32 protein-coding genes and 1 pseudogene are annotated in these 26753 nt (G+C 35.3%); 14 read left to right on the top strand and 19 right to left on the bottom strand.

The features are described 5' to 3' along the window. Nucleotides 1-77: 77 nt before the first annotated feature. From qoxD to qoxA, 4 genes are all read right to left on the bottom strand, one after another. Nucleotides 78-362: a cytochrome aa3 quinol oxidase subunit IV gene (gene qoxD, locus ACIQ7T_RS07275; RefSeq protein WP_370042430.1), complete on the bottom strand. Its 285-nt coding sequence runs from the start codon at nt 360-362 to the stop codon at nt 78-80. Nucleotide 363: 1 nt separating this feature from the next. Then, nucleotides 364-960, bottom strand: coding sequence for a cytochrome aa3 quinol oxidase subunit III (qoxC, locus tag ACIQ7T_RS07270; RefSeq protein WP_370042428.1), 597 nt, complete (start codon nt 958-960; stop codon nt 364-366). Next, nucleotides 960-2906 carry a cytochrome aa3 quinol oxidase subunit I gene (gene qoxB / locus ACIQ7T_RS07265; RefSeq protein WP_370042427.1) on the bottom strand — a complete coding sequence of 649 codons (1947 nt, stop codon included), beginning with the start codon at nt 2904-2906 and terminating at the stop codon, nt 960-962. The genes qoxC and qoxB overlap by 1 nt, the downstream gene beginning before the upstream one ends. A 122-nt stretch (nt 2907-3028) precedes the next feature. Next, entirely contained in the window at nt 3029-3868 is an 840-nt protein-coding gene (qoxA, locus tag ACIQ7T_RS07260; RefSeq protein ID WP_370042425.1) for a cytochrome aa3 quinol oxidase subunit II, read from the bottom strand. Nucleotides 3869-4284: 416 nt separating this feature from the next. Between qoxA and pdxR the strand changes: the two genes are divergently transcribed. The 4 genes and pseudogenes from pdxR (at nt 4285) to ACIQ7T_RS07240 (ending at nt 8132) form a co-directional block, all read left to right on the top strand. Further along, complete coding sequence (gene pdxR / locus ACIQ7T_RS07255; RefSeq protein ID WP_370042423.1) at nt 4285-5715, top strand: MocR-like pyridoxine biosynthesis transcription factor PdxR; 1431 nt, start codon at nt 4285-4287, stop codon at nt 5713-5715. A gap of 578 nt (nt 5716-6293) precedes the next feature. Then, nucleotides 6294-6938: a deoxyribose-phosphate aldolase gene (gene deoC / locus ACIQ7T_RS07250; RefSeq protein ID WP_370078236.1), complete on the top strand. Its 645-nt coding sequence runs from the start codon at nt 6294-6296 to the stop codon at nt 6936-6938. 60 nt (nt 6939-6998) lie between these two features. Further along, nucleotides 6999-7529 (top strand): annotated as a pseudogene (locus ACIQ7T_RS07245) (hypothetical protein); the annotation flags it as partial. A 69-nt stretch (nt 7530-7598) separates the two neighbouring features. Further along, nucleotides 7599-8132 carry a helix-turn-helix domain-containing protein gene (locus tag ACIQ7T_RS07240; RefSeq protein ID WP_370078234.1) on the top strand — a complete coding sequence of 178 codons (534 nt, stop codon included), beginning with the start codon at nt 7599-7601 and terminating at the stop codon, nt 8130-8132. Between the two features lie 139 nt (nt 8133-8271). On the opposite strand, the gene ACIQ7T_RS07235 is transcribed toward ACIQ7T_RS07240, so the two are convergent. From ACIQ7T_RS07235 to ACIQ7T_RS07225, 3 genes are all read right to left on the bottom strand, one after another. Further along, nucleotides 8272-8712: a cell wall hydrolase gene (locus ACIQ7T_RS07235; protein WP_370042418.1), complete on the bottom strand. Its 441-nt coding sequence runs from the start codon at nt 8710-8712 to the stop codon at nt 8272-8274. A gap of 203 nt (nt 8713-8915) precedes the next feature. Further along, nucleotides 8916-9233, bottom strand: coding sequence for a hypothetical protein (locus ACIQ7T_RS07230; protein ID WP_370078232.1), 318 nt, complete (start codon nt 9231-9233; stop codon nt 8916-8918). Between the two features lie 406 nt (nt 9234-9639). After that, complete coding sequence (locus ACIQ7T_RS07225) at nt 9640-10191, bottom strand: ECF transporter S component (protein ID WP_370078230.1); 552 nt, start codon at nt 10189-10191, stop codon at nt 9640-9642. Between the two features lie 191 nt (nt 10192-10382). Between ACIQ7T_RS07225 and ACIQ7T_RS07220 the strand changes: the two genes are divergently transcribed. The 3 genes from ACIQ7T_RS07220 to ACIQ7T_RS07210 all read left to right on the top strand — a co-directional run bounded on the left by ACIQ7T_RS07220 (nt 10383) and on the right by ACIQ7T_RS07210 (nt 12171). After that, complete coding sequence (locus ACIQ7T_RS07220) at nt 10383-11231, top strand: pyridoxamine kinase (protein WP_402869388.1); 849 nt, start codon at nt 10383-10385, stop codon at nt 11229-11231. Nucleotides 11232-11368: 137 nt separating this feature from the next. After that, on the top strand, nt 11369-11662 hold the full coding sequence (locus tag ACIQ7T_RS07215; protein ID WP_248717057.1) for a hypothetical protein: 294 nt from the start codon (nt 11369-11371) through the stop codon (nt 11660-11662). 98 nt (nt 11663-11760) lie between these two features. Then, the gene (locus tag ACIQ7T_RS07210) at nt 11761-12171 is read left to right on the top strand and encodes a UPF0158 family protein (RefSeq protein WP_402869386.1); all 411 of its coding nucleotides are present in this window, start codon (nt 11761-11763) and stop codon (nt 12169-12171) included. Between the two features lie 133 nt (nt 12172-12304). On the opposite strand, the gene ACIQ7T_RS07205 is transcribed toward ACIQ7T_RS07210, so the two are convergent. Next, entirely contained in the window at nt 12305-12559 is a 255-nt protein-coding gene (locus ACIQ7T_RS07205) for a hypothetical protein (protein ID WP_402869384.1), read from the bottom strand. Nucleotides 12560-13215: 656 nt separating this feature from the next. Here ACIQ7T_RS07205 and ACIQ7T_RS07200 point away from each other — a divergent pair. Continuing rightward, entirely contained in the window at nt 13216-14418 is a 1203-nt protein-coding gene (locus tag ACIQ7T_RS07200; RefSeq protein WP_402869382.1) for an alpha/beta hydrolase fold domain-containing protein, read from the top strand. Between the two features lie 63 nt (nt 14419-14481). Here the strand turns inward: ACIQ7T_RS07200 and ACIQ7T_RS07195 are convergent, their stop codons facing one another. After that, nucleotides 14482-14820, bottom strand: coding sequence for a CHY zinc finger protein (locus tag ACIQ7T_RS07195; protein WP_370078220.1), 339 nt, complete (start codon nt 14818-14820; stop codon nt 14482-14484). A 45-nt stretch (nt 14821-14865) separates the two neighbouring features. Beyond that, complete coding sequence (locus ACIQ7T_RS07190; RefSeq protein WP_370078218.1) at nt 14866-15438, bottom strand: DinB family protein; 573 nt, start codon at nt 15436-15438, stop codon at nt 14866-14868. A 526-nt stretch (nt 15439-15964) separates the two neighbouring features. Here ACIQ7T_RS07190 and ACIQ7T_RS07185 point away from each other — a divergent pair. After that, entirely contained in the window at nt 15965-16444 is a 480-nt protein-coding gene (locus ACIQ7T_RS07185; protein WP_370078216.1) for a hypothetical protein, read from the top strand. 48 nt (nt 16445-16492) lie between these two features. Next, nucleotides 16493-17023 (top strand): hypothetical protein, encoded by a 531-nt coding sequence (locus ACIQ7T_RS07180; RefSeq protein WP_402869379.1) that lies wholly within the window; start codon nt 16493-16495, stop codon nt 17021-17023. Nucleotides 17024-17109: 86 nt separating this feature from the next. Here ACIQ7T_RS07180 and ACIQ7T_RS07175 read toward each other — a convergent pair whose 3' ends face one another. From ACIQ7T_RS07175 to ACIQ7T_RS07160, 4 genes are all read right to left on the bottom strand, one after another. Beyond that, the gene (locus ACIQ7T_RS07175) at nt 17110-17316 is read right to left on the bottom strand and encodes a hypothetical protein (RefSeq protein WP_402869377.1); all 207 of its coding nucleotides are present in this window, start codon (nt 17314-17316) and stop codon (nt 17110-17112) included. Between the two features lie 105 nt (nt 17317-17421). Next, nucleotides 17422-17688, bottom strand: a complete 267-nt coding sequence (locus ACIQ7T_RS07170; RefSeq protein WP_402869375.1) for a S8 family serine peptidase — start codon at nt 17686-17688, stop codon at nt 17422-17424. 20 nt (nt 17689-17708) lie between these two features. Beyond that, nucleotides 17709-18011 (bottom strand): hypothetical protein, encoded by a 303-nt coding sequence (locus tag ACIQ7T_RS07165; protein WP_402869374.1) that lies wholly within the window; start codon nt 18009-18011, stop codon nt 17709-17711. Nucleotides 18012-19089: 1078 nt separating this feature from the next. Further along, nucleotides 19090-19263 carry a YvrJ family protein gene (locus tag ACIQ7T_RS07160; RefSeq protein WP_083227054.1) on the bottom strand — a complete coding sequence of 58 codons (174 nt, stop codon included), beginning with the start codon at nt 19261-19263 and terminating at the stop codon, nt 19090-19092. Between the two features lie 208 nt (nt 19264-19471). Between ACIQ7T_RS07160 and ACIQ7T_RS07155 the strand changes: the two genes are divergently transcribed. The 3 genes from ACIQ7T_RS07155 (at nt 19472) to ACIQ7T_RS07145 (ending at nt 20654) form a co-directional block, all read left to right on the top strand. Next, nucleotides 19472-19714, top strand: a complete 243-nt coding sequence (locus tag ACIQ7T_RS07155; protein ID WP_402869371.1) for a glutaredoxin family protein — start codon at nt 19472-19474, stop codon at nt 19712-19714. A 145-nt stretch (nt 19715-19859) separates the two neighbouring features. Further along, nucleotides 19860-20450 (top strand): sigma-70 family RNA polymerase sigma factor, encoded by a 591-nt coding sequence (locus ACIQ7T_RS07150; protein WP_370078204.1) that lies wholly within the window; start codon nt 19860-19862, stop codon nt 20448-20450. Nucleotides 20451-20453: 3 nt separating this feature from the next. Then, nucleotides 20454-20654, top strand: a complete 201-nt coding sequence (locus ACIQ7T_RS07145) for a hypothetical protein (RefSeq protein WP_370078202.1) — start codon at nt 20454-20456, stop codon at nt 20652-20654. A gap of 672 nt (nt 20655-21326) precedes the next feature. Here ACIQ7T_RS07145 and ACIQ7T_RS07140 read toward each other — a convergent pair. Beyond that, a complete protein-coding gene (locus tag ACIQ7T_RS07140; RefSeq protein WP_370078200.1) occupies nt 21327-22226 on the bottom strand; it encodes a 3-hydroxyacyl-CoA dehydrogenase in 900 nt (299 codons plus the stop codon). Nucleotides 22227-22694: 468 nt separating this feature from the next. After that, nucleotides 22695-22859 carry a hypothetical protein gene (locus ACIQ7T_RS07135; protein ID WP_370078198.1) on the bottom strand — a complete coding sequence of 55 codons (165 nt, stop codon included), beginning with the start codon at nt 22857-22859 and terminating at the stop codon, nt 22695-22697. Between the two features lie 673 nt (nt 22860-23532). On the opposite strand from ACIQ7T_RS07135, the gene ACIQ7T_RS07130 reads away from it, so the two are divergent. After that, the gene (locus ACIQ7T_RS07130; RefSeq protein ID WP_402869368.1) at nt 23533-24561 is read left to right on the top strand and encodes an S-layer homology domain-containing protein; all 1029 of its coding nucleotides are present in this window, start codon (nt 23533-23535) and stop codon (nt 24559-24561) included. Nucleotides 24562-24603: 42 nt separating this feature from the next. On the opposite strand, the gene ACIQ7T_RS07125 is transcribed toward ACIQ7T_RS07130, so the two are convergent. The 3 genes from ACIQ7T_RS07125 to ACIQ7T_RS07115 all read right to left on the bottom strand — a co-directional run. Beyond that, a complete protein-coding gene (locus tag ACIQ7T_RS07125; protein WP_402869535.1) occupies nt 24604-25290 on the bottom strand; it encodes a ZIP family metal transporter in 687 nt (228 codons plus the stop codon). Nucleotides 25291-25618: 328 nt separating this feature from the next. Then, complete coding sequence (locus ACIQ7T_RS07120; RefSeq protein WP_402869366.1) at nt 25619-26299, bottom strand: NUMOD4 domain-containing protein; 681 nt, start codon at nt 26297-26299, stop codon at nt 25619-25621. 63 nt (nt 26300-26362) lie between these two features. Then, a partial coding sequence (locus ACIQ7T_RS07115; RefSeq protein WP_402869364.1) for a hypothetical protein occupies nt 26363-26753 on the bottom strand: 391 nt, incomplete at its 5' end.

The following is a 26753-nucleotide window of genomic DNA, read 5'->3' as shown; positions in this document are numbered from 1 at the left end:
AATTTATTAATTAATTTCGTATGTAATAAAGCAGACAAATACTTCTATCAGAGTATTTGTCTGCTTATATAATGATATTATAAATATCCCCAAACCATACATAATATTGTCCCGAATACTGTAACAAGGGCAATAATTAAAGCATAGTAAATGTTTGTAAAGATTGCTCCTTTATCCTTCGTTTCACTTGCGTGCATAAACACAATCAGTTGAAGGGTTGCCTGAATAAATGCTGTGACAAGTAAAATCGTCATAATAATGGGAAAGGATACATCCAGAAAATAAACACTAACTGCGATTAAAGTTAGGATTATTGAAAGTGCAAAACCTATTACTTGTTTAAGAGGGAATAAATTGCTCATTTTATACCATTCCTTTCAAGTAAATGAAGCTGAATATAAAGATCCAAACGACATCTAAGAAGTGCCAATATAGGGAGAAAATAAAAGCTTTATTAGCTGTTTGTGGAGTCAGTCCACGTTTTATTAGTTGTAGGACAATAAGGAATCCCCAGAATACACCGAATGTTACGTGACCTCCATGAGTTCCTAGTGTTGTTAGTAATATAGCTGTGAAAGCACTTGTTTGTAGTCCTGCACCAATATGAATGTAGTGAGCAAACTCAGCAACTTCAAAACCTATAAATGCTAGACCAAGAAGTAGTGTGATCACGAAGAATGTAATCATGGCCTTCTTGTTTTCATGTCGCATGGCATGTATTCCTAACCCGATCGTAAAGCTACTTGTTAGGAGTATAAATGTTTCAAATAGGACAGGCGCGAGTTCGAAAATCTCTGCCCCAGTTGGACCGTTACCAACACGATTAAATAAAACGAAGTAACCTGCAAAGAGCGTTCCAAAAAGCATAATTTCGGCGCCTAGGAAAATCCAAAAACCGAGAATGTTTAATTGATTCTGTTGTGTACTATATTCGAGTGGAAGTGTTTTATCAATCTTCATTATTTAGCACCTCGCAATTGCGTTTCTGTTTTTATTACTTCTTCTACAGATACGTAATGTCCGTGATCTTTTTCTAAAGAACGTAAAGCCATACATATAAATATCCCAATGGTAGTGATGATCGTTGGAATCCACATTCCGAATACAAAAGAAAAGCCCCAAGCAAAGAAAATACAGCTTAATATAAATGGGACACCGCTGTTATTTGGCATATGAATTTCTTCATATTTATCTGGGAATAAAACATGATTATTATACTTTGAATCCCAGAAAGCTTCAGTAGAGTTAACATGCGGTAAAATAGCAAAGTTATAATGAGGTACAGGATTTGGCGTAGCCCACTCTAGTGAACGTGAATCCCATGGATCTGAGCCAATATCTCTTGATGCGTAACGAATACTGTAGTAAACGTTATAGGCGATTAAGGCAAATCCAATTGCTAGGCCAATTGCACCTACAAACGAAATCATATTCCATATGCCAAAACCAGTTTCTTCAGTGTATGTGTACATACGACGTGCTTGTCCATCGAGACCTGAGAAGAACATTGGCATAAACGCCACAAGCGTACTAATAGCGATAATCCAAGCTGTCAATTTTCCGATTTTTTCATTTAATATAAAGCCAAACATTTTTGGCCAATAGTAATGTAAACCGGCTAACATACCGAATACAACACCAGGAATAATAACCATATGGAAATGAGCCACTAGAAACATCGTATTATGATATTGATAGTCAGCAGCTGACATTCCGAGCATAACTCCGGTTACTCCACCAATTGTAAAAGTGGGGATAAATAGTAATGAATAGAGCATTGGAGTCGTGAATTCGATTTTTCCTTTCCAAAGTGTAAATAACCAGTTGAAAAGCTTAACTCCTGTTGGAACGGCTATCGCCATTGTTGTAATAGAGAAGACACTGTTTGTTAAAGCTCCTTGTCCCATCGTAAAGAAATGGTGCGTCCATACTAAAAATGATAGGAAGGAGATAATCACCATTGAGCCAACCATAGATTTATATCCATAAAGGTTTCTCTTAGAAAAGGTGGAGATAATTTCACTGTAAATACCGAACGCTGGTAACACTAGAATATATACTTCAGGATGTCCCCAGACCCAGAAGAAATTGGCCCAAAGCATATCCATACCACCACTTGTTGTTGAGAAGAAGTTAGTTCCAAATAAGCGGTCCATAGTCCCCATAGCAAGTGCTACTGTTAATACAGGAAAAGCGAAAACGATAATAACATTAGCTACTAAAGCAGACCATGTAAACATTGGCATTTTCATTAATGTCATACCAGGTGCTCGCATTTTAAGAATCGTTGCGATCATGTTAATACCAGTCATTAATGTGCCCAATCCAGAAATTTGTAGAGCGAATAAATAATAGTTAGTACCTACTGATTGGCTATAATCGTTATTCGCTAGAGGGAAGTAATTTGTCCAACCTGAATCAGGTGAACCACCAATGACAAAGGAAATGTTTAGGAGCATTGCCCCCATAAAGAATAACCAAAAACTTAATGCGTTTAACCTTGGGAAAGCTACGTCACGAGCCCCGATTTGTAATGGTACAACGAAGTTCATAAATGCCATAATGAAGGGCATTGCCATAAAGATGATCATCACAGTCCCATGAGTAGTGAATACTTCATTATAGTGCTGAGCATCAAGTAATTTATTATCAGGTACAGCTAGTTGAGCACGAATCATAATCGCATCTGCTCCACCGCGGAAAAGCATTAGTAATGCAGAGATTAAATACATAATCCCAATTCGCTTATGATCAACTGTCGTTAACCATTCACGCCATAAATAGCCCCATTTTTTAAAAAAAGTTAATCCGACAATGATTGCTATAATCGTTAGTGCAATGGCAACCATTGATCCGTAAATCGCAGCACTTGGATGAGGTATAGCAAATCGTTCAAAGAATTCCATAACGATTAATACTCCTTTCAAGAGTTCTATAGTAAAATAGTGGAATTTTAATAATTAAATGATTCATCATAAGAATTAGTGGTGTTTGAATGAACACTATTCTAATGAATTAGAAACCTGTGTTAATGTTCACCATGTTCACTGTCTGGTGCCGGATAAAATGTTAAGTGAGTCCCATTAAACGAAGCTTCATCCACATGACCTGGCTTTAGTAAATTATCAAATTTTTCTTCCGTTATTTCTGGAGAAGTATTTTTAATGTCCTTTACCCAGCTATCAAATTCTTCCTGATGTACTGCTTCGACTCTAAAAGTATTTTCAGCAAATCCTTTACCACTAAAACTTGCGTTTCGTCCCATATATTCACCTGGTGTGTTAGCACCTAAATGCAATGTATTCACCATATCTGACATTGCATATTTTTGCCCCCCAAGCTGCGGAATCCAGAAACTTGTAATAGGTCCGTAAGAGTAGAGTTTAAACTCAATTGGACGGTCAACAGGAATATACAGATAGTTAACTGTTTCAATGTTTTCTGCTGGATAGCTAAAGTGCCATTTCCAGTTAGATGTTGCAGCATAAATGACAAGAGGTTCTTTGTCCTTATATTCTGCAGGTGTTGATTCAACCTTGTTGTTACTTTGAACTGAAACAATTGATAGGAATATAACGATCAATACAGGTATACCAACACAAATTATTTCAACTAGTGTACTTCCTTTAATGTAGGGAGGTTTATAGTTTGCGCTTTGTTTAGACGCGCGAAATCTAAATAACATATAAGCTAAGATGACATACACAACGATAAGGATAACGGACATAATCCAAATCGATAGCATTATATCTTTAGCTTGTACTTGACCCTGAGGCCCTTTTGGATCCAATACTAACAACGGTTCACACCCTGTTAATATAGTGGCAATAGTGAAAAAGCTAATGAAACTGATCCACATCTTTTTCATAGACAAACCCCTTTCAATTATTCTTGTATGTTTTAAAGGCTAATAAGGGTTTGTGCGGAATTTGATTCACAATTCGAGTTTCATATTAGTTGCATAAAAATCGAAAGGCAAGAAAATATGAAATCTATCACAAAACGTTCTCAAATGAAAAAAATATTTTGATATAATTTTTTTGTGAAAAAAGGGATTATATCAAGCTTTTAAAATGCAAAAGTGGTTTGATAAACAAAGTGGATGGTTAAATTAAAGGTTAAATGGGTGGTTTATTATGAGTGTGATTTATTTAAAATAATTCTTTTTAATCGAAAAGATTAGAGGAAGTTATTGCAGTTTGATAAAAGAGAATACAGGATAATTCTATTGAACCCCCATTTTTGGGGATAGGAACAATTAGGAATTTTAAGGAGAGAGTTTTTATGGATTGGAAACCAGATCGAGAATCAAAGAAAGCTATATATAAACAACTTGCCGAATATATTGAAAAAGGGATAGCAGATGGCACATTTCCGGCTGATAAATCCTTACCGTCTGAAAGGTTTTTAGCTAAAGAATTTAATATAAACAGAAGCACTGTTGTAAGTGCATATGATGAGTTGGAATCCAATGGACTGATTGAAAGAAATAGAGGAAGCGGTACAACAATCAGTAAAGACATCTGGGGAATTACAAATAAACGCATTCCTAGTTGGAATAGATATATTGAAGCGGGGCCTTTTTTACCTAATCAACCTGTAACGCAGAGAATAAGAAAAGAAGCGGTTGAACATAAACTAATCAATTTAGCTAGTGGAGAATTGTCAGAGGATCTTTTCCCGTTGGATTATTTAAGGGAGATTACTTTTACCCGTTCTTTTATCGGGAGCTTAGGATATGATCATCCACAAGGGAATGAGATATTTAGAGAAACAATAACGAAACATATGAGACAGTATCGTCAAATAGAAACCGATCCCGCTTCCATTCTCATTACATCTGGTGCACAACAAGCCATACATTTAATCGTGCAGTGTTTGTTAAAACCAGGAGATGCAGTTGCGCTAGAAGAGCCTTCATACAGTTATAATCTTCAAATTTTCAAAACAGCAGGCATTCAAATACATTATTTATCTGTGGACAAGGATGGCATAAAACCAGAAGATTTACGCTCATTATATAAAAAACATCGAATTAGAATGATTTTTTTAAATCCTGATTTTCAAAACCCTACAGGTTCTGTCATGAATGAAAAGAAAAGACGAGATATTTTAGACATATCCTCCGAACTAGGAATCCCAGTAGTAGAAGACGATCCATATAGTTTAACAGCTTTTACAGGGAGAAAAATCCCTACACTTAAATCAATGGATGTTAACGGAAATGTTTTATACATTAGCTCATTGTCCAAAATTGTTGCCTCAGGACTAAGAATTGGCTGGATTATAGGGCCCAAATCAGTAATAGAAAGATTATCCGATGCAAAACAGCAAATAGACTTTGGTCATTCAAGCTTTACACAATGGATTGCTAATGATTTTTTAGAATCAGAAAATTTCCAATCTCATATGAATAAATTAGTTGTGGAATTAGAAAAAAGAAGAAATCAAATTGTTAAAAGTCTTACTCATTATTTAAAGGATGAGGTGGAATTTTTTGTTCCTCAAGGGGGGATTCATATCTGGTGTAAAATATTAAAAGACTTTAATGAAGTCCAATTACTTGAGACATCCATTAAAAGAGGAGTAATTTATGTCCCCGGTTCTACAATTGGGTCTAAAAAGAATTTTGTGCGTTTTACTTTCTCAAGGGAAGATGAAAAATCAATTGAAGAAGGAATCAAAAGGTTTGCAGAAGCACTTCATTCGCTTTAAACTTTAAACTATTTTGATTCTTTTTATTGAAAAACTAATGAAATTTAGGTGTCAGTTAAGTATGACCCTCTGGCAAAACGAGGGATTGATTTACGTAGTGCTAAAGAAGTGACAGCAACAGATAATTTTGGTGCGAACCTTAACCATTTTATTTTTTAACACTATGAAAATTTCACATCAGAAAAGCGCGAGAAATCAATGTTTCTAAAATTGATTTCTCGCTTTTTTTTAGGATTTGACCAGTTTTGTCTCTTTTTTTAATTATAAATGGATGGGTAAAAAACAAATGTACTGGATGGTCAAAAAAATGATAAACCCTTTATTATAAGAGACATGGGTAATTTAACATCCATATAGGCTAAAATAAATGGTTTATAAATTAAATATGTGGAATGATTCACAATTCACAATTATCTTTTCACATAATGGTTTTAGAAATGAAAACAAATGGATTAGGCTTGAAAAAAGTAGCATTAAATGAAAATCCTCTTGGTCTATCATAAAAAGCTCTTGAGGTAAAAAAAACGCAGATCACCTAATTTCACTAAACATATCTTGAAGATGGAGTTGATATATTTATGGACTATCCAAAATTAATAGACCACACATTACTTTCACCTTGTACTACCGAAAAAGAAATAATTAATTTATGCCAAGAGGCAAAACAATTTTACTTTGCGTCTGTATGCGTGAATCCTGCTTGGGTAAGCTTATCTGCAGATCTTTTACGTGAAACAGATGTTAATATTTGCACAGTTATAGGATTTCCTTTAGGTGCGAGCACTACTGAGACGAAAGTATTTGAGACTCTAAATGCAATTGGTAACGGGGCTACGGAAATAGATGTAGTGATTAATATCGGGGCATTAAAAAATAAAAACAATATGCTAGTTGAAAAAGAAATTAGTAGAGTTGTAAACGCTGCAAAAGGAAAGGCCCTAGTAAAAGTTATTATAGAGGCATGTCTATTAACGGATGAAGAAAAAGTACGTGCTTGCGAAATATCTGTAAAAGCGGGTGCGGACTATCTTAAAACTTCCACAGGTTGTTCTCTGCACGGAGCAACTGTTGAAGATGTTGCGATCATGAGAAAAGCAGTTGGACCAAATGTTGGGGTCAAAGCATCGGGCGGAGTACGTAACATCGATGATATAAAATTAATGGTTGATGCTGGTGCATCTAGAATAGGCACTAGTTCTGCTGTAAGAATATTAGATTTATAGTTAGCAATCGTCTCCAAGGTTGCAAAATTCTTTGCAACTAAGCTATGGAGAGGTCGAATTATTATAGCGGTTTTCATTTTCACGCTCCTCTTAATGCGTGGTGTTCTCCTATTTGGATTAAATAAGGGATTGGTAAAGAAAGTGCCAATTCAGTATAAGTATATGTTGGTTTTTATATTCCTCAATTTGGTTTGGATTGATTCAGTCACGATTGTTGGTTATGAGCAGCTTGCGGTCATCCTTGTCGCCGTGTATGAAGTGCTTCAAAAACCAATGTACAGTAGCAAAATGGCGTTTAAGCAAGTATTGCTACTGAACATATCAACAACTGTAGGAACGCTTTTGTATTTGAATATTAATTCTTGGATACTCATTACGATTTTAGCTATGTTGCTAATGTTTATTTTGTTGCATATCGTTGGCATCCGTTTACCAGCTGTGTATGCTTTCCCTCTGCTTACTTTTGTATTACCTGCAGACATTGTGACTAGTCTTCCGGTAGGTATATTGGTTGCCACGGTATTTTTCTTTGGTTCCGTGTTGGCCATTAAAAAATGGGAAATGACGAGAAATAAAAAGAGAATGCAATAAGAAAGAAAATTTCTTATTTTGATATGACCCGTAAATATGTGTCTTAACTAACATTAATGGGGTGTTTATATGTCTAAATTTACAGTTGAAATAAAATTAAACGCAGTGAATCGTTATTTAAATGGAACAGAGACTTATAAAGAGATTGCAGAAAGTATTGGTTCAAATCAAAATCAAATTATCACATGGGTAAAATTATTTAAGGCTCAAGGGATTAAAGGTTTTGAAAAAAGTTATACAACGTATCCTGTTCAGTTTAAACTAGACGTACTAAACTTTATGAACGAAACAGGTGCTTCTTTTCTAGAAACAGCAAGTAAATTTAATATATCTTCTCCGAGTACAATATATCAGTGGACAAAGCTATTAAAAACACAAGGACTAACAGCTCTAGAGCCAAAGAAAAGGGGACGTTCTCCCAAGAAAAAAGAAACCAATAAGAAGCAATCCAAAAATGTAAGAGAAGCTGAAGGCTCTCTTGAAACATTACAAGCAAAAATTGAGCGTTTAGAAATGGAGAACGCATACCTGAAAAATACAAATAAAATTAAATCACAAACAATATTTGAACTAAAGCACAAGAATGGCGTGGTAGATTTTTAAATAATATCTACAAAAAAATATTGATACAAAAAAGACAAACTACTTGGGTAGAATGTCTTTTTTTTATTTATAGACTTTAATATTTTGAGACTGTAAAAGGCTCAACAGAAAAACTGTAACAAAAAAGGAAAATAGCTACCTATCCTTGATAAACACTTTCACATGTATCAGGTGCTGGTTCATAGAAGCAATGATTTTTAAATTGACCAGTAAAAGGTTGACCGTACCATGTTGGAGGACATGGTGCGTATGGATTGAAATACCAAAGTGCGTATTTCGCTGGATGATCTCGCCAATAATCCAGAGTCAATTTTGCTAATCTTTTTTCATTAGGTCGCGCTCTTTGGTAAAACATATTACCTTTTTGAACAGCTTCAAAAGAATAATTTCCTCCCTGTACCTGATAAATGACATCATTAATGGTTCTTAAATCTTTAAAGTCTGGACACTCTGCTATAACACGATTCACAATGACATTGCCAACATATAGCATTCCTTGATTTCCTTCACCTACAGCTTCTGCTCTCATCATCCTTGCCACTAAGTCAACGTCAGAATTTATATATTTTACTCTTGGCATTTTTTCACCTCCACCATATAGTATGAAAAAAAACCTTCATTATTGAAAATCAAATTTATTCATTCAGAAAAGGTTGAAAAGTCATTTCGAAATACTTTTGTGAAAGTGAGCTAACAATTCCCTTTAATTTAGCTTTAGATTTTGAGCATTCTATATTGAAAACGCCAAGTACAAGCAGTTATGCTTTATAACACATGATTGTTTTAATGCTTTTTAACGAATGTATAAATATTTAAAATAACTCCTATAACGAACATAATTATTGCATTTAATGCAATGATCACCGCTATAAATCCTCCTGCAAAAGCAATCCCTTCTCTTGTGTTATCTGGTTCAAAGGCTTTAGCATAACTGACCCCTAAATACACAAAGCTTCCGACTATTACTGGGATTAAAACCGCCATGCCAATTGCAGAAGCCCATATAGGGATCTTCTTATTTTTGTATAAATAGGCTGCTAAATAATCACAAACTACAATAGATAGTAATAGAACGATCCAAACGATAGCATCTCCGTTCATTCCTAACCACTCCTTAGGTTAATTCAATTTTACTCGTGGCATTTTCGCCCTAAAGATATAGTATGGAAAAAATCCTCCATTATTGCGACTTGAAATTTTAAACGAAACGCCAACCAAAAAACACGTCATCTATGCTGTCAGCAAAACAACAAGATGGCGTGTTTATTTTGTAGTAATCAATTATGCCTCGGCATAATTGCGTCCGGAATCGGCTTTGTGCTAAGGCCTGCGTGAGGGCCGACACGATGTCGGTCATTTCGGTAATGCCACAGGACGTGGCGTTTTTACCGATGCAGGTCAGTTAGCCGTTATCGCATGGATGCGATGATTTTAGGCTAACATCCTTTAAGAACTCCTTTCCGATTCCGTGACATCCGCCAGAGGCTTTAACTTCTTTTGAAAGAAGTTAAAAATTCTTTTTAAAATACGGTGTTTTTTTCATCACGATACATACAGGAATAGCGATAATTAAACCGACAACGTTTTGGATTACGTCTCCTGGAATGGATGCTAAAGGGGCAACCCAGCTTTTGAACATAATCGCTTGCCCGATATAGTAGACTGCCATCATCACAGGCATTGAAACAGCTGCTGCGAAAATGTTTAACCCAATATTGTCGCCTCTATGACCTTTAGACCAAGCGATTTTCCCAACGATGGCGCCTTGTAATGCGCGGGAGATTATTGTGGTTGGCGCCCAAATTAACCAGCCACCTACGATATCGAATAAGCCCATTCCGATTGCTCCAGCAAGTGCTCCCTTTTTAGGACCAAATAAAATCGACGCGATCAAAAGCATGGATGTCCCTAAGTGAATAAGTCCACCTTGCCCGAATGGTAGCTTTATATTAATGAACATTGTCGCGACGAAAACAAGTGCTGCAAGGATTGAAGTAATGACTAAATCAAATGTTTTCGTACGTGGTTTTGTATAGGGTTGACTTTGTATATTTTGCATTTGCATGTCCTCGCTAGGATGAATTTTTTAATAATTTTTACTTTAGCAAAGGACTGACTATCATAAAAGTGCCAATTTGATAAAAATATTAAAGGTCAGTTTGTTTTTCTATAAGGGAGTGCATTTTCGCATCTATCTAATTATGATACGATGAAGAGAATACATGCAGGATTAGTTAGGTGGAGAGTATGATGAAAAAAGTTGCTGTAATTCAGGATATGTCATCCTTTGGGAAGTGCTCGTTAACGGCTGCGATACCTGTGCTGTCAGTGATGGGTGTTCAGGCGGTGCCATTACCAACTGCAATATTAACGGCGCAAACAGGGTATTCTAGTTTTTATTGTGAGGATTTAACGTCAAAGATGGACTACTTTGTGGATGAGTGGAGTAAGCTTGGTGCGACTTTTGATGGTATTCACACAGGTTTTGTGACAGGGAAGGAGCAAATCGATAATATCTTTCGGTTTTTAAACGTCTTCCACTCGAGTGAAACAACGTTGCTTGTCGATCCGGTAATGGGCGATTTGGGCGAGGTTTATAAAATGTATACAGGCGAGTTGCTTGATCGTATGAAGGCGCTGGTGAAGTGTGCAGATATTATTACGCCAAATATTACAGAATGTTGCTTGCTTACGGGTTTATCATACGAAAAGCTACAAAGCTATCAGGACGATTCAGATTATCTTCAGGCTTTAGAGGAAGCGGGCCATCAGCTGCAGCAGGAAACTAGAGCGAACGTTATTATTACCGGTTTGAATCCGCCGCCAGCAGATGCGAATAAGCGCTATGTAGGCAATATGTATATCGATGCACATCGTTCATTTTCTAGCATCCGAGAATATAACGGCGAGAGCTATTCAGGGACAGGTGATTTGTTTGCATCCGTCATTATGGGTGGCATGATGCGCGGGCAGGATTTAGTTGAGTCGATGAAGCTTGCGGAGACGTTTTTAGCCGTTTCAATTGAAGCTACGTCGAAGGAGCAGATTCCTCGCGAAGCAGGCGTGAATTTTGAAAAGTTTTTACGAATGCTACTTTAGAAAAGTCAGGGTTTTTATAACTGCGTTGTTACATGGGGATTCATCAGTTTATTGAAGGTAACGCCCGTACGAATTGATGAGGGATGGATTTTTAGTAAGAAGGTAATAATGAAAATCATGAATTAGGGAGGTGTATAATGGATTCAATTAGATATTATGTAGTGCAAGTAGATAATCGCTATTACCAGGGGGAAATTGACCTTCTTACATTTACGGATGACGAAGAACAGGCCTTTGCGTTTACGGATATTGTGGCGGCAAACGAATTGGCTAATGAGGTCAATGGAATCGTCCTGACAAGAGAAGTCAGTTATAAGGAGCTAGAAGACTTCTCAGCACAATATCTGGTTGAGTACGAAGCATTGCCAAAAGAAGAGCGTGACACGATAGAATCGTTTTGTAGGGAGCTCAGTATAGGAATGTTTGAATAAATGCCGAATCGAATCTTTTCGGCTCTTTTTTATGCAGTTTTTGACTGAGCTTAGGCATTCTACCCCTGTCCGTGTAGCACTAATATGAGGTGAGGAAATTGAAACTACTAGATGAACTTGTGGATATATTTTTAAATGGAAATGATAATGGCATATCGTATGTGTTAAATCGTCGAACGGGTGAAGTACTTTTGGATGCGCCAGAATTTATAACTGGTGAGCCTGAGATTGATTGGGATGATGAGGAAGTGGCTGTGGATTTAGTGATGATTCCAAACGTTTCATCATCTGAAATGTATGATGTCATGGTCAGTTTTGCTAAAAAGCAATCAGATCCGATTACGATGCATTTAATCAATGTACTTAACGGAAGAAAACCTTTTCGAATTTTTAAAGAAAAAATTAATGAATTAGGCATCGAAAATCATTGGTACCAATTTGAACAGGATTATGCTATGAGTAGAATGACAGAGTGGCTAAAAGAGTTTTCCGAAATTGAAGACAGTTAAGCAATAAGTATTTTGAAAATTAAATGCATGTGGAAAAATGAGGTAGCGTAGCAGTGTAAAACACATCCCGAGTAAGTATGAGACGAACAAATTGCCACTATAAGAGAAATAGCCTTGAAGGCAAACTTCAAGGCTAAGAAGGATTTTTTACTAATTTAGTTTTTATGAGCGAGAAAACATGCATTATTTTATTTGTAATCCAAAGCGCTACTAGGACAATAAACGCTGCGATACCATGGCGCACAAATGGTGTCACTTCAGATAACGGATATGGATTTACCGGTCCCGGTTCTGGAGTTGACATCAAATAATATATGATTCCACGTTCTGAAATCACAAGAGATATTACAATTATGATAAAAAAGAGTATTACTTTTATTATCTTCATTTTCTAACTCTTTAGATTTATGAATTATTTTATAATCAATGATTTTTTTAGACGAACTTAAACACCTTAAACATTAATAATTTTCGGAATTTTTTGATTTTATAAATTCTCCTCTTTTCTTTTTTGTGATGTGAATACCATACCATTTGCAATAAAGTTTTATAATCAACTTTTGCTATTTTATTGTCAAAAATTGATAATTCAGATAACTTGACTTAACTCATTCCTTAATGTTTTAAAGTGATGTTCAAACTAGATTAATGATGCTTTACTTCCAATTAAACAGAGGGTTTTCCTAAGATTCTTTTTGTTTTCATCACGGCACTCCTGCTTTTCTTTTTTGCTTATGTTATTACAAAACCATCAGCTATAAAGTTTCGAAATCATTTTTTGTATATTTTTCTACAAATTCTGAAATTTGAGGACAATCAGCTACAACTCTGGGATTCGCGCATGTTACATACAGAATAAGGTGCTTTAAACATGCAGATTCCAGGTAACCACAACGGAGTCTTTGAACAATGGAGATTGTTATTCCTAAAGTTTTCAATGTGGCATATCATTTATATTAAAGTATGGATTTTGAAATATTTACTAGAAATCTTATGTTTTAAGGCATTATAAAAATATGGTGTAGTATGGGGGATTTTTAAAAGATGGATCAGACAAAAGCAAATTTAAATTGGCGACCTAGAGGTTTTCTTCAGTGGCTACTCACAATCCTCTCTGTGATAGTATGTTTCATTATCATTATAGTGGCATACTATATTTTAAATCCAAGTAATATGGATAAAATAATGAGTCTACTTGCATGGGGGGCTTCTATATTTCCGATTATTCTAGTAATTACAGCATTAATAATAATAGTTTTACTAGCTCTTTCTTTTTGGAAGAAAACCTTAATTGCTCTTACTGTTCTAATTCCTATTTTGTTGTTATTAATTTTTTTAACTGTGCAGCCAATTAGTAATATGAAAAGCTATGCCAAAAGCGAGAATGTATCGGTTTCTCTTAGCTCACTTTTTTTCTATAAACAAAATATCTCAACAAAGCCTAGTGTAGATGTGGTGTATGGGAAAACTACGGACGGCATTGAATTAAAGCTCGATGTGTGGCCAGCAAAGAAAAAATCAGAGGATGTTTTAACACCTGTCATTGTTCAAGTGCATGGGGGTGGTTGGGTAAGTGGAGATAAAGGCCAAGTTCAAGACTGGAATCAGTGGATGAATGATCAAGGGTACACTGTTTTTGATGTCCAATACCGTATGCCTCCTGAAGCAGGTTGGAAAGATGAAGTAGGGGATGTTAAATCGGCGTTAGGTTGGATCGTGCAACATGCAGATACGTATAAGATTGATCCGAACAGAATCATTTTAATGGGTGAGTCTGCTGGGGGAAATCTAGCTATGCTTGCTACATATAGTATGGGAGATAAGCATTTACCACCATCAACGGATGTACCGGATGTACCAATCAAGGCGGTGATTAACATGTGTGGGCCGTCAGATATGACTTTGTTTTACAAGAGCAATCCAAGTATGCATTATGTCCAAGATGTTATGAATAAGTACATTGGAGGTTCACTATCTGAATACCCTGAGCGTTATAAGATGCTTTCCCCTATATGCTATATTCAGGAAAATACGCCACCAACTATTACGTTTTTAGGAACGGGGGATCGTATTGTTCCTGTAGAGCAGGCGAACGTTTTAGACGAGAAACTGACTAAAAGCGGTGTAGCGCATGAGCTTTATCTTCTTCCAAAGGTCGATCATGGCTTTGATGCAAATCCAGGTAGTTTGAGCACGCAATTTGCCAAGGAGAAAGTAAAAGCATTTCTTCAAAAGTATGATAAATAATCATTACGCATAGATCCTAAGAGGAAACCTTTGAAGGCATTATCCCTTCAAAGGCTTTTCTATTTAGAAAGTACATGTAGAATTATTATTATCCGTCTCAAAGTATATATGAAAATGCTTACTGCAATTTGGGTTAAAAAGTGTATTACAATGCTTACAGTTTGTGCTATTCATATATTCACGAATCGTTAATTCACTTTTACATACGCCACAAAATATTGCCTTTTCATCAAAGTCTTCTTTCTTCCACGGCTGAATCTTATGATTTGAATTTTCCTCATGACATTTATAGCAAGGATAATATTCTCCACAACATTTAAATTTAAGTGAAATTGTATCTACCTTATTAAAATAGTGCTTACATCTTCCTTGATCATCAATAACATTTCCTAGAATCTTCATATTTCAAACCTCTTTTCATAAATAAAATCTACTTATTTTTTTGTTTTAAATTAAAACTTCGCTAGATGCACTCAATCGATTATATTGCCCCTCCATTATTCTAAAATGATGTTTTTCGTGGATGGCAAGGAGCTGGATAGATTGAATAAGGTTAGGATAGTGGGCAATGGGATCTGGAAAGATAATATGCCCGGCAATATCCTCCTCAATATTTTTTACTAATTCTTGCATTGCGCTCGTTTCGTTTACTAGTAATTGTTCGATTTCAGCGGTGCTCAAGGTAAAACGAATTTTTGTAGGAGGCACTAATATTCCTGGTGCTCTCATGCCTCGTCCTTTTTTGTTTTTATATTCCTCGTAAATATCATGTATTTCAGTAGCGTAAGGCTTGTTTCTTCGCATTTTTGCGTAAGGGGTGAGTAGTAAGGAAAATTTTGTTGCTGTTTTTAGCATTTTTAGGATGAGATAAAGGTGATAGAAATGTTCACCGATAGACCATTTTTCTTCTTTCTCACGATGCCAGAGTTGTTCCAGCGAGAGTGATTGAATACAAGGTAGGTAGTGTATTCGCTGCTTCTGTAATGTATGAAAATGATGCGCCATAGTGTTAGATTTCATAATTTAGAATCTCCTTTATGCTGTCATTTCCATTTTAGGGAGTTTTGTGGTGAAAGTACATGAAACTGACTTGGTCGGAGATTCCTACGACCTTTACAAATATATAGCTACTTATTTGTTGGTGAACCAGTCGAAAAACACTATGAAACCAACAATGTATAAAATACTGTATACATAATAACTAGTGATTCAACCAAAAAGGCAGTAATGACAAGGGTTTGCCCTTTGTCGTTACTGCCTAATTCTAATGATGCGTAAACTCGTTTTGTATGTGAGTGTATAAGGTTTTATGGGTTTTCTCCAAGAAAAGTTTTAGGGGCAAAGGGGGTAGTAGCATGTTTATGTAACATTAGTAGAACATCTATTTCATAAGCATAGCGAGTGTTCTATAATTTAAACTAAAAATTTTGGTTGCCTATCCGATATGATAATAGAGGTGTTATTGTAAAAAAATACTAACAATAACAATGTTAGGTTTATTTTTGGTAATAATACCTAATTATCTTTACGAAGGAGGATCATTGAAATGAAATTTACGAAATTCTTTAGTTTTCTGCTTGTAGTAGTAATGATGTTTTCGTTCACAACATCTACAACACTTGCTGCATCATCTTCAAAAACGGTTACTTCTAGGGATACAATGAGTCTAACTCTTGCTCAACAAACAAGTGGAGATTCTAGTGTAGCTACATTTAATTTTTCTGGATTACCATCTGATGCTGTAGTTACTAAAGTGGTAGTTGATGCCAATAGTGGTCTCACATATGGAGGTAACGGAGCAATTGTTTCTAATAGAGTGCATATCAAAAATGATTCTATGGACAATTATACTTCTGCCCCTTGGGGTTCGCTTAATAAAACTGAAATAACTACTGGAGTTATAGGACAACCAGCTGCCGGTACATGGTCTATTTATTATAATGGGACAAATGTAAGTATTTTAGCAGGTAGTTCATGGAAGAAATATTCCTCTCCAAAATTAACTGTTTACTATAACTATGAGTAAATAATAATGTAACTAATTATAATGTTCTCTCAAATATAGGAGGTACAAATGCGATTTCCAACTATAAGTAGTGATGCATTAAAATTGTTAGGTGTTGAAAGTAAATTAACACCTATTTCAATGCCAAGTTTTTCAGGAATAAATGCGATGCCGACAAAATCAGCTCCAGCGATGAGTGAAGAAAAATATAAGGAAGCAATTATTGCACAAGCTAAAAAAGATTTTGAAAATGACAAATTTGGTGGGCATAAAAATTCTTCTTATAGGACATTAAAGAAGAGTTTTGTATCTGTAGCATCACCTGATCGTAAAGGCTCGATAGCACAAATGTTAAGGCAATTACCATTCATGCAGCGTGGAAATGTGAGCTATTTAGAGGTGAAGGATGCGAGGGGGAATATTACTTCTACCTATTCGCCCCATAATGGTTGGCATGCGATTGGTACACGAGAAGAACATCTCCGTGAAAGTGAATTTAATGCGATTTATACAGAAGCTTGGCGCTCATTTAAAGCAGCAAGTCAAAATAATCAAAGTCATATCAGTACATCCAGCGGTTCTATTGATGTGTCCGTTTAATGGATCTTTTAAAAAGTCAATTTAAAATACCATTATCAAGTAAACCCCTAGAATCTTTTCTAGGGGTTTTGTGTCGTATATAGCTACTAGCGCTTGCCCGTTTTATTTTTCAGTAGCTTCAAACTCAGGACTATATTGATTATTGATAAAGGGAAAGCTAACCAAAACCCTAAATGACCTAAGCGTTCCATTTGAATGGGTGATTGATTGTAAAAATAATTATAGGTAATACCTAGAACAAGTAAAATTGACAGCACAATATTGGTCGATGCAATTTTATTGTTGCTAGTCATAATTGCCTCCAATCGATCCTTGTATTGATGTATAGTATGCTTGGAATAAAAATCTGCTAAAGAATTTAAACGTCATGGCCTTGATTACATTCCTTAAGTAGTTGCTTATTTCACTTGAATAAAACCATTTCCGACTTGATTGATTGAGAAGTTTTCCAATGGAAGAGCATGCGACAATAAGTAATCATACACATACATAGAAATCAAATGTGGCTCAGTACGATCTATCATCTTTATAATAAGTGCAGCGGCACCAGCAACAAAAGGCGCTGCCATAGAGGTTCCGGTCAACTCTACATAATCACTGTTTAAATGTATAGCGCCCCCTGAGTAACAGGTGGGCGCTATTTGACGCTTACAAATGAAATTCATATGAAAAGCAATAAAAGCTGTTACGCATCCGTTGGCTTAATAGATTTAGCTTTCCCTTTTTTTAAAATTCCTAAAAGAAGAAGCACAAGTCCAGTTAAAAATAGAAGTGGAAACATGACCATCATTAGTGCGACCGCCGCAAACCCCTCACCTTCATATCTCCCATACAGAATAGAAACAACCCCTGAGAATAAAGGAGCGATTACTAACATCATAGTTATTCCCCAAATTATATATTTCTTTTTATTCGATTTACCAAGACTTATCATAAAAGCTACTCCTAGTACCAATACTAATCCCAAAGCAACTAATCCAATTCCCAATTTAGACCCTCCCACCCTTCATTTAAATTTAAGCAGATGTTTGAACACCCGCTGACGCTTCGCTTTAAGTACAAAAAATACTTGCTGATAGAAGTTAAATGTCATGGAATTAATTAGAACCTGGATAGATGAGCCAAAGTTAGAAGGTGCTCCGCTTTTTTGTACTATTCTGAATTTATTTACTACAATGAAAAATTTGTATTTTATTGAACAAGCGGCCCAGTTCAACATTCGATATTAGGATATATATTTACTTTACTTCACTTCCATACAAGAAAAAGCCAGTACAATTAGAACCGTTTTGTTCAACACCAAATACAGTTAATGAATTCTATCGCATTTTACCATAATATACAAGATGTGATTTTTACTTTCTAAGAAAAATAAGGCTTATCACAATAACATGTGGTTGATTTCAGTTCCGACTGGGCGCTTTTCTGAGGCGTTCGATGAGCCGCTTGGGCCTACACGGTAGAACAGTTAGAGTGTTTCTTTATTTTGTTTTGGAAAAAATTAATTTTTAGGACCTATTCGCTCACCTTTTGTTAACCAACTCCAAAACATCTCGAAAAACTTCACCTTTTTTTGTAATAAATAAGGAAGGCCAATAAACAACAAATACAAAAAAGCAAGAACCAACAATCCATTTAATATGCTGTTCATCTGTGTAGCAATAAATATACTAAGGATTATTATAAGAAGATATAGTATAGCTATTCTCTTGTAGGCTATCATAAAATTCCCCTCCTGTTCATACAATCATACATTAATTGGATGAAAGATGTAAGAAAATTGGCAATGGAATATTCCGTTAAAAATTAAAACCCACCAAATAAAATTAGGTTGTCTATAACCTAAATTATTTGGTGGGTTTATTTGTAAAAAGATCATATTTCATTAGTATGCTGACAATATTCACGCAATAAATTAGAAGAAGTACTGGCGTTTTTAATAAGATTTATTAGTAAATCGCGTTCTTTTGGAGAAAGACTATCATTAGTTAAGCAATTTGTATAAAATGATTGAATTTCTCTCGCTTTACAGTAACAAGCCAATAATTTTTCAATTTCTATATGGATCACCCTCCTTTTTTGTAATTAAGAGATTTTATAACTTCAGATAACTCCATGATGACAGCCTCTAATTTATCTATTTTCCTTTCAAAGCGAATGAACAAATAGACTGTTATGGCAATAGGGAACCCAAAATTTCCTATTAAGCTAATCCACATGGGAACATTTTCTGGTGTCATAATGTAAATCACCCTCCCTCTTATTCAAAATCCGTGACATCTGCTAGACAGACCCTTACCGCTTGGCTATATCACCAAAATTTTAATTGTAATATGTAAAGAGAATCTTTCTTTAATAAAGACAACCTTCCAGTTGAAAAATATTATTTTGTGCATGATTTCGTTTTTAATGTTTTAGTTCTCTTTTAGAAAAAAGGAAGTCTCTAAGATGAAATATGATATAACGGTATATTCAAGCAAGGAATGTCAATATTGTGTCAGGTTAAAGGAATGGTTAGAAGCAAATAATATTACTTATATTAATAAGGATATTAATGAAGAGCACGTATTAAAGGAGTTTAAGCAATTTAATAGTAGCGCTATCCCATTTACTTTAGTAGTCACTGATAATAAAGCGGAGGAAATTAAAGGTTATCAGCCAGAGAAAATAAAAGCTATTTTAGATAGTTGAAGAAGTTGGATTAAATCACCTTTTTTGTATAAAAGGTGATTTTTTTATTCTCTTTTAAGAACATTTGTTCTTATTTTGGTTTATAATATAGATACTACATTCACTTTATATAGAAAGAGGGCGGATATATAGGAGGGATTATTAAATGGAGAAAGATAATCAAAAAATAGAGGAATTCTTCTATAGGAATAATGAACAGGTAAACAATCCAATTATAAAAAGCTTTTTGTCGGATTCCAAAAATCTTTATTTGGTGCAAAAAGCGATCTTATATCCAACTGATATTAATAAAAAACTCGTTGATGAATCTTTTCAATCTCATTATATAAATGTTAGGAAGATCAAATACGTTAGTAATTTAATTTATTTCTTTAGCTTAGATTTTGATAAAAAAAGGAAAAATCTGCAAAAGCATACTTTATTAATATTAGATAAGGGCTTATCAGAAGAAGGTGGCACAACTGCAAAAGAGCAAGTAGAAGATGCAAGCATTGAAAAGGAACTTGATACTATTGTTGGGGAAGGGCTATTAGACAATATTGAAGATGAACAGCTTTTAAAATCCTTACAAAAACTAACGGTTAGACAGCTCCAAATTTTAGAGATGATTTATGTAAAAGAACTTTCTATAAAAGAAATAGCTCAAACATTACGAACAACTCCACAGAATATATCAAACCTTCACAGGAAGGCTTTAAATAAACTCAATAATACACTCAGAAAAAAGGAGGAATGACTTATGGCAAATTTTGAAAATCAACATAACGAAGAGACTCTAACGATTATAGAGAATTTCATACCTAAAATTAAACATTGTTTGCACAATACAGATTATCAAGAAAGGGAAGACTTGGAGCAAGAAATTAAATTGAAAATTATAGAAAAGCTTGCAACAGTAAAGTTTCAAGATGCGCCTAGCTTTTGGGATTTTTTCTCGTGAACTATATCCAAGGTGGTTCGGGTTGGAAACCTAATTAAGTTCTTGGCAAATCTGATCAGTTTGAGTAAATAGTTCTTGGTAAATCCGATTGTCTCGAGTTAGTGGCAGATCTCTTTCACGTCATACCCGAGCAGGGTGAGGTATAACCTGATCACATTCGTGGCTTATCCAATCAGATTGAGGTACCACCCAATCACATTCGTGGCTTACCTGATCAGATTGGGGTACCACCTGATCACATTCACGGCCAACCCGAGCAGATTAAGTAGCCACCTGATCAAATTCGCAGCCTACCCGAGCAGATTGAGTAGCTACCCGATCACATTCACAGGTTACCCGAGCGGTTAGAGTTACTACCTGATCATTTTCACGTCATACCCGATCAGATTGAGGTACCACCCGATCACATTCGTGGCTTACCTGATCAGATTGGGGTACCACCCGATCACATTCGTGGCTTAGCTGATCAGATTGGGGTACCACCTGATCACATTCACGGCCAACCCGAGCAGATTAAGTAGCCACCTGATCAAATTCGCAGCCTACCCGAGCAAATTGAGTAGCTACCCGATCACATTCCTGGCCAACCCAATCACTTCAAATTGCAGACACCTCAAAAAAACGATGCACATAGCGTAGACACTATGTACATCGTTTTATTGATTAATTATCCTAGCCTTTTAGGAAATCAGGCTTTGCGAAGTTTGGGTTTGGATATTTATAGAAGCCTTCGCCTGTTGCGCGACCTAGTTTGCCTTTATCGATATACTCTGTTTTTAAGAGATTGGCTAATTTTTTAAAGTTTTCTTCACCAGTAGCAGCGGCTTTTGCTTCTACAATGTTGAATGCAGTGTTAATACCGACAATGTCAAGGATGGCGAATGGACCTAGTGGTGCTCCTGTTCCGATCATCCATGTTTTATCGATTGTTTCTGGGTCTGCTACTTCTTTTACTAATAGTGATTCAGCAGCATCTAAAAATGGAACTAGTAAAGAATTCAAAATGTAACCTGGTTGTTCTTTATATAATGGCAGTGGAACCATACCGATTGCACGTGCAAATTCTACGACTTCATCGAACACTTTCATATCAGTGCCTGGGTGTTTCATAATTTCGGCTGTGTTGTTTTTCCAAATCGTATTTGCAAAGTGAAGCGCTATAAACTTCTCTGGACGACCAGTTGCTTCTGCAAATTGGCTTGGTAATAACGTTGATGAGTTTGTCGCAAAGATTGTTTTAGCAGGGGCAACGTTGCCAAGGTTTGTGTAAAATTCTGTTTTAATTTTAACAACTTCAGGAATCGCCTCAATCACAAGATCAGCATTTGCAACCGCTTCTGATAAATCACTTTTAAATGATAAACGTGCATATGCAGCATCCACTTCTTCTTGAGTCGCACCTAAATCTTGTTGGTATAACGGTTTTAATTTTGTGATACGATCTTGTGCATTTGTTAATGCCTCATCATTAATATCGTATACCGTTACATTAAATCCTTTAAAAGCTGATTGATAAGCAATTTGACTACCTAGAACACCGCTGCCTGCAACCGTAATATTTTGATAATCCATCCTAAATTCCTCCCTTGAAATTGTTACATTAATATAATTGTTTGGATAGGGTGTGCATCCCTTATTACAACTCCATACTACTTCTTTCGATATTGAAAAATCAAATAAAAGCCTCGATTATTATAATGATATAAAGAATCTACGCTGAATGAATTCCACCGAAAATAAAAAAAACGTCACCCGAGAGAGTGACATTTAATGTTCAAGAGCTGCTAATGCTTTGTCCATTTGGCGTTCATTATATTTTATTGCATTACTATTAGTGGATTCGAGTCCCTTAAAAGTATAATTAGAATTTTGATAAAACCCAGAGACAATATCGTTAATAGGTGTTTCTTCTTCTCCATTGTATCTATTCACTACATATGCCTTAAATATATTTCCTAGCATATATTCATCATTTTGTACATTTGCTAAATATTTTTTGTTCTTATATTCGGCTATAATGTAATCCTCGAATTCTTTGATTTAAGCCTTTGTTGCCGGATATTTTTTAGCGAAGGCATCAACTGTATCGAGCTTCTTAGAAGGAGTGCTATTAAAAGAAGCAACCTTTTCAACTTTATCCTGCCAAGTTGCATCTTCTGTTGAGTCTACTTTAGCTGCGGGTTTTTCCTTATATGTAATAGCCACATCTGATTTATTTGCTTAAGATTTAGGTGAAATATCCAAATGGGCCAACGTACAAAAAATGATAATGATAATGGGAATCGCGGTTAATTTCAGCATTTTTAGTGCTTTAATTCGATCCAACTTTATGAAATTGAATACTGCAAGAATAAGAAAGACAATCGCTATAATGATACTGATTAGAGTTATAAGTTGTAATATATTTACCAAGTACTAAAACTCTCCTTTCTTAAGATCGAAATCTTCTATTTATCAAATATTTTAATATATAGAATAAAATAGAACTATACTTAGCATTGAATTTTTTTCCACGCAAAGAAAATCCCTTGATTATTTCGCATGATTGGGTGTTGGTTATCTACTTTATACCTACTAAAGAATAAATAGGTATACTAATTTTCCTAGATAAATAAAAAGAGACATAAAGCATATTTATGATATGGTGTTTATTCTAAACGAAGAATAATTGTACATTACGTTTGATTTATTGGAAAAAGTACATGATACATTGTAGAAATTAAGTAATATACCCCCTGAGATTCTGTGGAGATTTAGTAATTTTTTACGTTAGGGGATATAGGACTTTCTTATAATTTTGAATAATTTACATATTTTTATAGATTTACTAACGGTTGTTTTAGTACACTGAATTTATGAATTGAAAGGGGCAAGTATAATGAAAAAGACGTTTTTAGCTGGCGCGCTTAGTATTGCATGTTTTACAGGAGGTTTTGGATTACAAGCAAATGCTCAAGAAACTGTAGATGTTTCTAGCATTATCCACCCAAAACATGCTGTTGCAGCGACTAAACAAGCGCAATCGATGACATACCAAGATCTTTATAAAACACTAGTAATCTCTAAATTAGCCTATGAAGATAAAGAGATGACATTAGTAACGACGAAAAATAATATGACATTAAAGATTTCGTTACAAGGACTATTGAAAACTACTGAAATGAGTGCACAAGAACAAAAAGAATTTAAAGAGGTTTTCGGTGACTCTATTCAAATGAGATTTACTCCATCTGGAAATGCATTTAAGGCGGAAGTTTATGCTGAAGGGAAATGGCAAGCTTTAGCTGATGAAGATTTGAATGATTTTATTGGATCAATTCAAGAAGAGGATTTTGACTTAAAACCAGGTGGTTACTTCACGGATACTATTGGGCATTGGGCAGAGGGACATATCCAATTATTGTTCCAATTAGACATTATTAATGGTACATCTGCTACAACATTTAATCCAAATGGACAAGTAACACGCGGACAATTAGCTACTATGATTTTCCGTGCTTCAGGATTAGATGTGAAGGAAGATTATGAAGGTCCTGCTACATATAAAGATTTGGCAAAATACCCGGGCGCGAAAGAAGTAGCGATTTTAGAGGAATATGGCCTAATCGATATTTTTGATGGTGCTAATTTTGAGCCGTATAAACCTGTTACACGTGAGGAAATGGCATTTGTAACAGCAAGATACTTAGAAGCAATGGAATTTGATGTAAGCAAGGTTAGCAAAAATAACCCATTTGCAGACAAAAACCAAATGCGTAAGGAAACTGTTGAATCAATCGGATTATTAAAGCAATTAGGTGTGATTGATGGAGCTAACGGTCAATTTAATCCAAAAGGTAATCTGTCACGTGCACAGTTCGCTAAAATCTTATCACTAACAATAATGTTAATTAGTGATGATGAATAATTAAAAGAAGAAGCAATCCACAATATTGGGTGGATTGCTTTTTTATTCGACTAGCATATGAAATACATGACTTAATAAATATCCTAATAAAATATACGCTATAAAGGATTTTCGTGATACTGAACGAATATGATGCAAAATAAATTCTGAAATACTGGCTGTTGCTATTAACCCAATCGATACGCCCATTAGTACTCCTTGTGCCTTATCAGATAACTCCCAATATTGGCCGATCTGTATAAAAATACTAAAGAAAATCGAGAATGCTACAAAATACATAAAGAGTCTCCATAGCCTTTCTCCTTGTGATAGTAATGCTGTTGATAGTGCAAAGCCTTCTGGTAGATGATGTAGAATAATGGAAGCTGTTATGGCAATACTTAATGCGGATTTCCCTAGTAACTGTCCGACAGTAAGACTCATTGGAATAGTATGGATGATTATAGCGATTGCAAGTAGTGATACAGAGGGGTTTTGTGTATGGGAAGTGTGAAATAAACTATTAAGTATTTCAAACATTAAATAACCCATCAAAATTCCAAGTAAAAGGCCCATTGATTTGTACATGTGAAAAGAAGAAGGAATAACGTCTACTACAAGTATGCCAACTAAAAATCCTCCACTTAGTAATGATAATCCATGAGTTGTATGCTGGAATAGCCTAGAGAATACCCAAGCTAGAGCTCCTCCTATGCTAGCACTAAAAAAAAGAAAACCACCAAGTATCATTGCACTCAACTGCGAATCCTCCACCCTATATATTCTTTAAGCTGTTTTAAAAAATATATGCTAAGTAGAAACGAATATGATAGTCGTAAGTTTTAGAAAAGGTCCATTGTATGAATTACTAAAAAGTAAGAGGTTATTTTATCGATAAATCTATTTTTAGGGGTTTTATTATCGAAATCTGTGTGATCAAGCGGGAATAAATATCAATCGCAAATTATAGTAGGTTCCTTACCATAATTTAAAAATCCCCAGCGTCAATGCAACGACGCTGGGGATTTTTATAAATCAATTATGCTTCTGCAAAATTCTGTGACACTCATTAAAAGAGTTAAAAGTGTATACCTGGTTTATCGCTTAGCTTGCAGCCTGTACCATATTTCGCTTTTAAAGCACCTTTAAAATTAGTTTGTTCAAGTTCAGGGTATGCCTGTTTCCAAAGTTCAAATACATTGTGACTTGAAGCAGTACCCTCTTTTGTTAGTCGAACAATATGGAAACCATATTCATCGTTGCATCGAGCTAATGGACGATTTTCACGCACTGTAATGATCCGACCGCTCGCTGTAACAGCATATAAGCCCTCGTAACCTGAAATAGCACGTCTTTCTTCATCGAAATCAGCTGTTTTCGTTACTTTTTCTTTTTTTGCTTCTTTGACTTCGTTCTCTTCTACAGGCTTAGCAGCTTCTTTAATTTCAGCTTTCTCTGCAGGCTCAACTACTTCTTTGACTTCATCTTTCTCTACAGATTCAGCCTCTTCTTTATTTGGAGTTGAAAGCTGTTCCACAATGACGAAATCCTTGTTAGAAGCTTTGTCGCTCATTGTCGCCATGATGTTCATAATAGAACCTACATAACGTACAGGTTTATCTTTGCCTTCTTCAAATACAAAAATATTATATTCGGTTTTATTTATTTTTTTCATAATAATATTTCCTGTTTTAATAGTAAAACCGATAAATTTGTTCTTTTTAAGTGCTTGTATTGCTTGTTGCTTTGTTAAAATCATTTTTTAAATCTCCTAAAGAATTGTTTTTTCTATTTTACCATAAAATCAGATTTCCTGTTTTTCTTAAATATTGGATGTTTCATTATTGCTCTGATAATACTTTATGCTGAGGGGAGAATTGCGTTTATCGCTATAGCGTGAGGGTGATTTCCGTTCCGGCTGGGCGTTTTGTAGCTGCCGCTTTGCTTTCGCTACAGAAAACATTTGTTGCTGACGCTTCGCTCTCGCACAGATAAAACATTTGCCGCTGCCGCTTCGCTTTCGCACAGATAAAACATTTGCCGCTGACGCTTCGCTCTCGCACAGATAAAACATTTGTTGCTGACGCTTCGCTTTCGCACAGATAAAACATTTGTTGCTGCCGCTTCGCTTTCGCACAGATAAAACATTTGCCGCTGACGCTTCGCTCTCGCACAGATAAAACATTTGTTGCTGACGCTTCGCTTTCGCACAG

This window comes from Lysinibacillus sp. NPDC096212, from assembly GCF_044763105.1.
GTDB lineage: Bacteria > Bacillota > Bacilli > Bacillales_A > Planococcaceae > Lysinibacillus.
This window is presented reverse-complemented; position numbering and strand designations above follow the sequence as displayed.